This is a genomic window from Acidobacteriota bacterium (assembly GCA_033549365.1).
In the GTDB taxonomy this organism is placed as follows: Bacteria; Acidobacteriota; Aminicenantia; order Aminicenantales; family Saccharicenantaceae; genus JAWSUF01.
Map to the genome: position 1 here is coordinate 491,926 of JAWSUF010000003.1, position 9,460 is coordinate 501,385.

11 protein-coding genes are annotated in these 9,460 nt (G+C 59.4%); 4 read left to right on the forward strand and 7 right to left on the reverse strand.

Features of this window, described 5'->3' with window-relative positions:
- Nucleotides 1-24 precede the first annotated feature (24 nt).
- On the reverse strand, nt 25-1,143 hold the full coding sequence (locus tag SCM96_07335) for an ATP-binding protein (GenBank protein MDW7760434.1): 1,119 nt from the start codon (nt 1,141-1,143) through the stop codon (nt 25-27).
- A 439-nt stretch (nt 1,144-1,582) separates the two neighbouring features.
- Between SCM96_07335 and SCM96_07340 the strand changes: the two genes are divergently transcribed.
- Nucleotides 1,583-2,167, forward strand: a complete 585-nt coding sequence (locus tag SCM96_07340; GenBank protein MDW7760435.1) for a prenyltransferase — start codon at nt 1,583-1,585, stop codon at nt 2,165-2,167.
- A 157-nt stretch (nt 2,168-2,324) separates the two neighbouring features.
- Nucleotides 2,325-4,196 carry a DUF4438 domain-containing protein gene (locus tag SCM96_07345; protein ID MDW7760436.1) on the forward strand — a complete coding sequence of 624 codons (1,872 nt, stop codon included), beginning with the start codon at nt 2,325-2,327 and terminating at the stop codon, nt 4,194-4,196.
- A gap of 101 nt (nt 4,197-4,297) precedes the next feature.
- Here SCM96_07345 and SCM96_07350 read toward each other — a convergent pair whose 3' ends face one another.
- Nucleotides 4,298-5,140: a metallophosphoesterase gene (locus SCM96_07350; GenBank protein ID MDW7760437.1), complete on the reverse strand. Its 843-nt coding sequence runs from the start codon at nt 5,138-5,140 to the stop codon at nt 4,298-4,300.
- 13 nt (nt 5,141-5,153) lie between these two features.
- Nucleotides 5,154-6,101 (reverse strand): diacylglycerol kinase family protein, encoded by a 948-nt coding sequence (locus SCM96_07355; protein ID MDW7760438.1) that lies wholly within the window; start codon nt 6,099-6,101, stop codon nt 5,154-5,156.
- A 70-nt stretch (nt 6,102-6,171) separates the two neighbouring features.
- Between SCM96_07355 and SCM96_07360 the strand changes: the two genes are divergently transcribed.
- Nucleotides 6,172-6,432, forward strand: a complete 261-nt coding sequence (locus tag SCM96_07360) for a hypothetical protein (GenBank protein ID MDW7760439.1) — start codon at nt 6,172-6,174, stop codon at nt 6,430-6,432.
- 84 nt (nt 6,433-6,516) lie between these two features.
- Here the strand turns inward: SCM96_07360 and SCM96_07365 are convergent, their stop codons facing one another.
- The 3 genes from SCM96_07365 to SCM96_07375 form a co-directional block, all read right to left on the reverse strand.
- A complete protein-coding gene (locus tag SCM96_07365) occupies nt 6,517-7,065 on the reverse strand; it encodes an HAD family hydrolase (GenBank protein ID MDW7760440.1) in 549 nt (182 codons plus the stop codon).
- Nucleotides 7,066-7,204: 139 nt separating this feature from the next.
- Nucleotides 7,205-7,390: a TrkA C-terminal domain-containing protein gene (locus SCM96_07370; protein MDW7760441.1), complete on the reverse strand. Its 186-nt coding sequence runs from the start codon at nt 7,388-7,390 to the stop codon at nt 7,205-7,207.
- Nucleotides 7,391-7,456: 66 nt separating this feature from the next.
- Nucleotides 7,457-7,597, reverse strand: coding sequence for a hypothetical protein (locus tag SCM96_07375; GenBank protein ID MDW7760442.1), 141 nt, complete (start codon nt 7,595-7,597; stop codon nt 7,457-7,459).
- 195 nt (nt 7,598-7,792) lie between these two features.
- On the opposite strand from SCM96_07375, the gene SCM96_07380 reads away from it, so the two are divergent.
- Nucleotides 7,793-8,149 (forward strand): hypothetical protein, encoded by a 357-nt coding sequence (locus SCM96_07380; GenBank protein ID MDW7760443.1) that lies wholly within the window; start codon nt 7,793-7,795, stop codon nt 8,147-8,149.
- 287 nt (nt 8,150-8,436) lie between these two features.
- Here SCM96_07380 and SCM96_07385 read toward each other — a convergent pair whose 3' ends face one another.
- Nucleotides 8,437-9,219, reverse strand: a complete 783-nt coding sequence (locus tag SCM96_07385; protein MDW7760444.1) for a hypothetical protein — start codon at nt 9,217-9,219, stop codon at nt 8,437-8,439.
- Nucleotides 9,220-9,460 lie beyond the last annotated feature (241 nt).

A 9,460-nucleotide genomic window follows, 5' to 3' on the forward strand; every position in this document is an offset into this window, starting at 1 on the left:
CCGTCCGAATCAATGACGGCCGGTTCAGGAGGCGCTCTTGGGCAACGGAGAAAGGAGATATTCGGCCGGTCGCCGCAGGAATTCGTGGGCGGCGACCATTTCGACGCGCCCCGACTGTTTTTTCCTCTTCAAGCCGGGAACGATCTGCACCGCCCGCGTCCCCGGCAGAAACCCCTGGAAGTGGAACAGGGATCTGTCGAAGCTGTCCTCTCCGGCCTTGACCTCGACCATGAGCGCCGGGCGGCCGTCGATGACCGCCAGGAAATCTGTCTCCCTTTTTTCCTTGTCCCGGAGATAGTGGAGGGCCGTTTTTCTGCCGGTCGTATCCTCGATGAGGTGCAATTCGCGGAAAAGTGCGGCGGCCGTGAGATTCTCCAGCCGGGCTCCGGCATCATCCTTGACGGCGCCGACATCATAGAAGTAATACTTGGGATCCTTGAGCAGGCTCCGGGCGATATTGCGGTGGTAGGGACGCACGGAAAAGACGACGCACAACTGCTCCAGGATCTGAAGCCAATGGCGGACGGTGTGCGGAGATACGCCGAGATCTCCGGCCAGGGAGGCCATGGATATCCGCGAACCCACGCGGTCCCGGATCAGATCGACCAGGATTTCCAGGGACTTCAAGTCCCTCACGTTTTCCAGATCCAGGATGTCCTGGCGGATGATGGAATCCAGGTGGGTTCTCCTCCAGCGCCTGGCTGCATCCTCGTCCTTTGCGAGATAGGGCTCCGGAAATCCGCCGAAGCGGAGAAGGTCGCGGAGCGCGTCTTCGGGTTTTTCCGCAAGGAACTCGCAGATCTCGCGGACCGTGAGCGGATGGAGCCGATAGGAGATGTCCAGGCGGGCCGAACCCGTCACGAGAACGGCCGGGGGAATGCCCTCGGTGTCGAAAACGCCCTTGAGCCAGGATTTCCATTTCTTCATTTTGTGCAGCTCGTCGAAGACGACCAGGGAAGTCGAGCGGTCCCATTCGAGCTTCCGGATGGTCTCGCGGTCCGGTCCGGAATCGAAGTTCAGATACACATGGGATTCGATCAGGCTTTGGGACAGTGTGGTTTTCCCCACTTGGCGCGGGCCGGACAGGATCACGATTTTTTTCGCGAGATCCTTCCTGATCGGATCTTCGAGGTAGCGTCGCATATGACTATTATGCATACTGCTGCAATTTAGTCAAGACTTTTTTGCAGTCTACTGCATTTTGGTCAGTAACCTTGTCCTCCGGATGAACTCCCTGATTCTTCCGGTCTGGCCATAGACTTTTTCTTTGTAGATCGAATCGATTTCCGAATCAATCCACCTTGACATTAAATCTTCTTCAGGGCTTCTTCGGCGTCGGATTGTGGGGGGGGCAATGTGAAGTGGATGCCATCTTCCCCGCGGACCGGAACCGGTTCGGCAGGTTCGGCCGGGGGCTGAATTCCCTTTCCGGGCTACCGGAGGGCGGGTCCGGAACTTCCGGTTCAGCGCCTCATGCCCATCCTTGACGCCTCCCCGGGCTTTCCTATATGCTCCCCGTGACAGTCGGTTGGGACCGCTGGAACGATTTCATGTGCACACAATCTGAGAGGAAGGAGATGAGATGAGGCGCCTGAAGGCGCTGATCGTCCTCGGGCGGTTCCACTTCGTGTTCGGCGGGCTGCTCCTCTATTTCCTGGGGTATCTGCTCGCGGTTTCATCCGGAAGCCCCTTTGCGGCGGATCGGTTTTTCTGGGGCTACGCGATCCTTTTCTTCGCCCACCTTTCAGTGTCCTACAGCAACGACTATTTCGATGCGAAAGGCGACAGGATATCCAAACCCACGTTGTTCAGCGGCGGAAGCGGCGTTCTCGTCAGGCATCCCGAGCTTGCCGGAACGGCGAAAAAGATCGCCCTCTCCTTGATTGCCCTCTCTTTCCTGGCCGCCGCCGGTTTCTTCGCCGCCTACGGTTTCTCTTTTCTCCTTCTCTTGTATGTCCTCATAGGCAACCTCTGCGGATGGTACTACAGCGCACCTCCCCTCAGGTTCTCGCACCGGATCTGGGGCAACCTGGTCTTTGCCCTCACGCTCTGCATTCTGGTCCCCGGATTCGGGAATTATATCGCCTCGGCGACGATCTCTTACGAGATGCGGCTCTTCGCCATCCCCCTGCTTTTCTACGGCTACGCCTTCACAATCGGCGTCTAGATCCCTGACATCGAGGCCGACCGCAGGAACAACAAACCGCGTCCTCGGGTCCGGATGGAGACCGGCGTCCTGGACAAATTTTTTATTTGTGCCTTCCTTTATTTTTTGACATGAGGTAATTTTGGATACTCGAAGAAATTTAAGAAAGAGGAGTGAAATGAAAAAGAACAGATTGTTTTTCGCGGCCGTGTTGTCCCTGATTCTGGCTTTTTTCCTGTGCGCGCCGGACATCGCGGCCGCAGCGGGACAGGCTGACCGGAAACCTGTAACCACCAACAAGGACACGCTTCTGACCATCGCGGTCCAGGGCCAGATCGCTCCGGCCCAGCCTTCCCGGTCCTACGCCGTCACCTGGGACGGAACACCCAAGGTGCTGGTTGGGACCGGCGGAATCAATTATAACCTGAAAATCGGCGACCCGATTTTCGGATGGGCCAGCGGGGACAGGGCGACCATGGGTGTTGCGGTCGAAGGCAATGGCCCCGATGACCGTGCCCGGGGAGCCTGGGTTCCTCAGGTATCCATCGGGAACGAGGTGAAGCTGCTGTCCGGCGCGGCCAAAGGAGAAAAAGGATTGATCACGGGCAAGTTCCGCGGTTTCGCCCTCGTTCATTTTGACGACGCCGTGTTGGACAAGCTGTCCATCGGCGATGTCATGCTGTCCAAGTCTTTGGGGGTTGGGCTGAAGATCGACGGGTTTGACGATGTCTTTGTTCAAAATTTATCACCCGAAGTTCTGGAAAGTCTCGTCTCTCAGACACCGGACGGCCGTCTTGAAGTTCCTGTCGTCAAGGAGATTCCCGGGGATATTATGGGTCGGGGATATATTCAGACTTGCTACCCTCCCGACATTGAAAAATACGGGCTCAAGGATCTTCGCTTCGGGGACATTGTCTACCTCGAGGATGTGCAGAGCACCTACGGGAGCGGTTATTACGAAGGCGGCGTGACCATCGGCGTTGTCTGTTCCGGCCCGAGCGACATGGCCGGTCAAGGCATCGTTGTCACTCCGATCCTCTCTACGAAGGAGGGACGGCTTTCCGCCCGGATCGACCCCGAGGCCAATATCGGGAACTTCCTGGGCATCGAGATGAAGACGAAAGCTCCCCGTCCGAGCTCCGTCCCCGAACCGGGCGTTCTGAAAACCAACAAGGACAAACTGATCACCACCGCTGTCGAGTCCGTGCCCATTCCGGCACGCGGCGCAGGCTATAACGTCTCGTATGACGGAACGCCGAGGATCGGCATCGGCATGCATTCGATAAACTACACGGTATCGATCGGAGACTCCGCCTCCGGCTGGGCGAGCTCCGATCATGTGGAGCCCGACGTCTCCACTTACGGCCGCGATGCGGACAGCGCCGCCGAATGCGCCGTCGCCATCCTGTCCGGGATCGGCAATCCCGCCAAGGTCATCACCGGCGAAGCCAAAGGCGCTGAGGGATACTACATCGGCCGTCACTCGCCCGCGCGCGACCTGATCTGGTTCCCCAAGGATGTGCTGGATAAACTGTCCCTGGACGACAAGTTCCAGGTCAGGGCCAGGGCGGTCGGCCTGAAAATCGAAGGCTTCGAGGATGTCCGGGTGAACATGATCTCTCCGGAACTTTTGGAAAGGATGGGGATTGCCATCCAGGACGGCCAGCTGGTTGTTCCCGTGGTGATGGAAATTCCGGGCCGCATCATGGGTTCGGGATTGGGAGCCTCGTTTGTCGAAACCTCAGATTACGACATCCAGACGACCTGTCCCGAGACCGTGAAACGCTATAATTTGGAGAAGCTTAGGCTTGGGGATGTGGTGGCCATCCGCGACCATTATAACGCCTTCGGCACCGGCCGGCATAAAGGGGCGGTGACAATCGGCATCATCTGCCACGGTTGGAGCTATTCGGCGGGACACGGCCCGGGAGTCAACACCGTATTGAGCGCCCTGCCGGGCCGCATCGAACCCCGGATTGACCCCCACGCCAACGCGGCCTATTACCTCGGAATCCGGGAGAAACCGGACGCTGCCTCTTCCTGGCAGTAGAGCATCGTAAGACCGTCAGAGATGATCCTGAGGCCTGCGCCGGCAGTCCTCATGTCATCCCGGAACGGCCCCTCATGTCATTCCCGGAGCGCAGCAGATCCCTATTGCGGCACCTCGGTCGGATCGGATGTCTTGCCCTCCGTCTCGGTGAAGATCCTGCCGCGGCTTCGGGGAAAGCTGCGGATGCGGTCGAAGTGCGGCGCCGCGAAGATCTCCTCCTCCGGCTGCCACAGGAAACGCTGGATCGAGATCGACTCCGTTTGGACCTCGATCAGGTTGAAGGCGTTGTCCTCGCGACGCACGCGCCGCGACGTTGCGGTGCCGGCGTGCACCGCCAGCAGTCCGGGATACGGCGAGTTGGTCCAGGTGTGGTGGCGGTGTCCGGTGAGCAGCAGGTCGACTCCGACCCGGAGGAATACGGGCAGCGCCAGCTCGGCCCGGCCCACCCGATCGGTGAGGGGCTCATCCTCGGGGAGGACGAAGGGATGGTGGGCGACGACGATCCGCAGGGCGTCGGGCGGACTCAGCTGAAGGACCTGTTCGATGCGCGCCAGCTGCTCCCGGTTGATGCGGCCGTTCTTGATGGTCAGGGAGCGCGCGGTGTTGACGCCGACGATCGCGACCTCGTCATTGGAAAATGCCGGATAGGGATCGGCGGTCACGTAGCGGTCGAAGCGACGAAGCGGCGCCACCAGGCGCCGCAGGATGTCCCACAGCGGGATATCGTGGTTGCCGGGAACGGCGATCACCGGAGTCGCTTCCGGGAGACTGGATACGAAGTTTCGGGCAAGCTCGAACTGGCGCTTCCGGGCCCGCTGGGTGAGGTCGCCGGAAATCACGATCACCCCAGGCTCGAGGTCGAAGATGACGCGCAACAGGGGCTGGACTGTTTCCCGGGTCACGGCGCCGAAGTGAAGATCGGAGAGATGCACGATGCGAGTCATCGCAGCCGCCTCCCTACTCTCGTGTCCGAGTCGTGTCCGGCAACCGAGGCACACGAACCGTGCAGATCTTGGGACGGATGCGGATGGACAGCGGCGATTCGAGCTTGATGACTTCACCGTCGACCACGGCTCGGTCGTTCGAGGAGATCCGAATATAGGCTCGTTCGACGATGTGGACCGTCAACGCATCGACCCGGTCCGGTCCGAAGACGACCGCCCTCACGAGGAGCGCGGCGAGCGACAACGGCCGGATGGTTCCGGGCACATACACCGCCAGCCGGCCGCTGTCGAGGCGTCGGGCCTCCGCCAGCCTCGGCAGGGGGTTGTTGGCGACGATCAGCAGCGGGACGCGGTGCTCGAGGTGGCGGTCGTCGAGCTGCAGCTCGAGACGCTGCACCCTCCACGATCGCAGGATGCGCCACAGCGAGCTGATCGTGTCCGCAATCCACCGCAGCGGTGCCGGCCATCCGGGGTGCCGGAGGCGGCTACGGGCTTTCAATCGCGCCAACTCGGCATAGACGCCGAGCACGCAGGCGTTGAAGAACAGCTCGCCGTTCACCTCGCCGGTGTCGATGGTGCGGTCATCGCCGCCTGCGAGCACCTCGACCGCTCCGGCGAGATCGAGGGGGATCTGCAGGTCGCGAGCGAGGTGGTTGATGGTTCCGAGCGGCAGTATGCCCAGGGTGTGCCCGGTGCCGACCAGAGCGCGGGCGATGGTGCGCACGGTCCCGTCTCCGCCCCCGGCGACCACCAGCGACGGTTGCGGTGGCAATCCCGTGCTGAGTGTCGCCTCGATGTTTCCGGGCTCAACCGACTTGACAGTCGCCTCCAGGGACCGCTCCTCCAGCAGCTCCCGTAGCTCGGCCAGTGTCGACTCGCCCTGGCAGCGCCCGCTGGCGGTGTTGACAAAAACCACGCAGGGCGATGGATAAGAATTTCTTTTTTCGTTCCCTTCAACCATCTTGAGGGAGTATAAAAGGGAGTTTGGGAGGTGTCAACACGCCCTTCTGCTTGGGATGGGCGGCCCGAAAATGGATGCGGCGGGCGCCATCCTTCACAATGTCGACACCCGTCCGGATGACGGAGTGGGGGGATGCCGGACGTCGTTCGTGATGGCCATGGACGATGTCAAGGACGTCCGCGAGATCAGGGGGCACCACAAGGTCCTGACATACGGCCGGCACCTGCATGCGGTCAAAGCCTGGGCCGGGCTGTCCGGCGTCGGGTTGGAACATATCACGGGCGACCCGATTCGGTTGCTTTGGCTGCTGGATATTACTGATAACAAATGAATTAGAGAGAAAAAGGCCGTTTTTTCGGCTGAAAAAATTGTAAGTTGTTTATTATCAGCTAAATCCAGCAGCCAAAGCAGGCTTTTAACATTCGAGGATGAATTCGACGGCTTCGTGGATGCCGGCGGCGATCGCCGTGCCTTCGGCGACTCCCTCCAGGTGCTTGAGCCCGTGTCCCGTGAGGACGTAGATGCCCGTGGCTCCCCCGGCCTTGGCGAATTCGACGTCGTGGGGATGGTCGCCGATGACGAAGGAGCGCCGAAGGTCAATCCCGTGCTCCGTTTCGGCCTTGAGGAGAAAAAAGGGGTTCGGTTTCATGCAGAGGCAGCCGTCCCGGCGTTCATGGGGGCAGACATAGGTTGCGGCTATTTCGATCCCGGCCTCGGCCAGACGGGAGAGAACATGGGCGTTGATGCGCTCGACATCCCGGGCGGAGATCGTTCCCTTGGCCACCCCGGACTGGTTGGTGACGATGAACAGGACGAAGCGCCCGGCCAGGCGACGAAGCGCCGGGATCGTATCCTCGAAGAATTTGACCTGGGACGGGTCATGAAGGTCGCCGTGATCCTCGATGATGGTTCCGTCGCGGTCCAGGAAGACCGCCGGACGGAGCCGCTTTTCTTGTTCACTCATTCCGCGGATAACATAGGCCGGAACTCAGAGCGGTGTCAAGGTCGGGCGGCGCAATCCGTCAGGCGTCCCCGGAATTGAGATACCGGAAGGCGACATCCATGTCCCTGTGGTTGGCCACCAGGATCAGGGTGTCTCCGTCCTAGACCTTGAAATCGCCGCCGGGGCTGGTGAAGAACTGTTCGCCCCTGACGACGGCCAGAATCGTCGCTCCGGTCTTTTCCCTGAGGGCGATGTCCTTGAGATTCGTGTCCGCCGTCCACGCTCCCTTTCCGATGTAGTAGGTCTCCGCCGTCCCGGCGCTGAGCAGGTCGGTGATCTTGTCCATGGCCGGCCTGAAGGCCCGGCATGTTCCCCTGAGGATCCCATAACATTCGCTCCTCAACACGGCGACCTAGGCGTCGATGACGTTCTGGGGGATGTGGAATCTGTCGAGGATGCGGGTGAAGATCTCAATGGATGTCTCGAACTCCTCCGGGACGACGTCGTCGGCGCCCAGGACGACGACGATCTCTCCGAAGACGGACAAATTCATGATATTTCCGCTCCGTTTATAGCACGATCGTTTTCAGGCGGTCAACGGCCCGGAGAATATCGGCGCCTGTAAAATTGACTATCGCCCTGGGGTGGGATATCCTGTCAATGTCATGAAATGCAAGGGAGGAGATTCCCGGAGATCCGGAAAAAGACCCTCGTCAAGAGATAACGGGGAAAGGCGGCGGAGGCCCGGATGAAAAACAAATCAGGCGAAAGCAAGCTGTTGGGCGTCGGCCTGACCGCCCTGCTGATTGTGTTTGCCGTGTGGCTTGTTTCGCCCTTCCTGACATTTGATGCCGCAGACGCCGCACGGGCCCGGACGTACGGCTACCGCCTGGCCCTCGGCCTGACTCTACTGCTCGTGTTCGTCGGGAAGTGGTTTTATGACGTCCTGGCCCCGCAGGGACTGGCCCGAAAAGTCTCCACAGTGAAGGCCGTCGCCGTCATGACCCTCGGTCTCGGCATTCTGGTTTTTGTCATTTTCATCATCGGCCGGGCCGTCTCGCTCTACCTCGGGGCCGCCTGGAGCGAGACAACGTTCAATTATTAAACGCCCTTCTGCTTCGGCTGCTGGAAGTTACTGATAATAGATAACATATAAAAAAAACCCAAAAAAACAGGGCGAAAAAAGCGTAATTTATTGGATGGAATGAAGATCAATCTCTCGACGATATCTCTGGCCGTCATTCTCATCGGGGTCTTTCTGGCAAGCTATCAATTCTTTTACAACCGGAGTCTCTGGCACGATGAGGCGGCTCCGGCGCGGAATTGCTGGCCGAGCAATAGTTCTCGGGGAGCAGCGTGTATTATCTTGATGTGAACGGCCCGCGTTCCAGCTCACCACAGCCGGACTTTGGGTGCGTAGGTCTTGTCAAAGGCCCGGTTGAACTCGCGAGCATCGACGGACAGCTCGGGAAGCGAGACATGGGGTCGCGCGTAGATCCAGAGGCGGGGTTCCCCCTCGGACCAAACCGCGATACGCGGCACGAATTCCCCCGAGGCCTCGACAAAGGCGGCCTGTTCGGGTTCACAGATGATGACATCCATCCGGTGTTTTTCCTCCTCGAACACGAGCCGGGTCTCTTCCAGCAAAAGGTCGTAGTATGCGGTTTCTTCCCGATCGAAATAGTAAATAAGATTCAAAGGCTCGATGTTCCTGTGAATCGCCTGAACCTCGGCGTCCGGATCGAGGTGACGGCGCAGGAGATATCCCGCTGCTTTGGATCCCGGATCGGGGGACATCCCGCCCCTTTCGATCTTGACCAGAGTTGGATCGAACAGGCGGTCACGTCCGAAAATGCTCTCGGCGGTTCCCCAGAATGTCGACAGAAAACACAGAATTGCGACGGCGGCGGCCGCCCGGGGACGGCGACCTGCCCAGGCGTCCAGGCATAAAACAGCGGCGATCATCAACAAACAGGAGCTGATCAGCATATAGCCGCGAACGACGGTAATTCCAGGAGGGGTCCCGAAAACCAGGGGGGCCATATAGAAGGCCGCCGCTCCGACAAGCAATAGAATATCCCTCCGCCGCTCTCTGGCGACGTCGATGAAACCGAACGCGGATATCATGAAGAGAACGACGACGCCCAATCCGATGTTGCCGACGAATCCCGGCAAATGGTCGAATAAATAAAACCCGAAACTTGACGGTTTTCGGATGGTATGGGCAAGAGGATAAAGGCAAAAGGGCAGGGCCAGGACCGGAAAGATCCAGACACCCCGGCGGAAGAGAAGCGCGATGCTCGATGGAAGTCTCCCGAGACGAACCCGACTTTCGCCAATATTCCATGAGCCTCCTATAACTTAAGCAAAATCAAAAACATACGCAGCTGCCAACGTAGCACCTAACTCTAAGTTG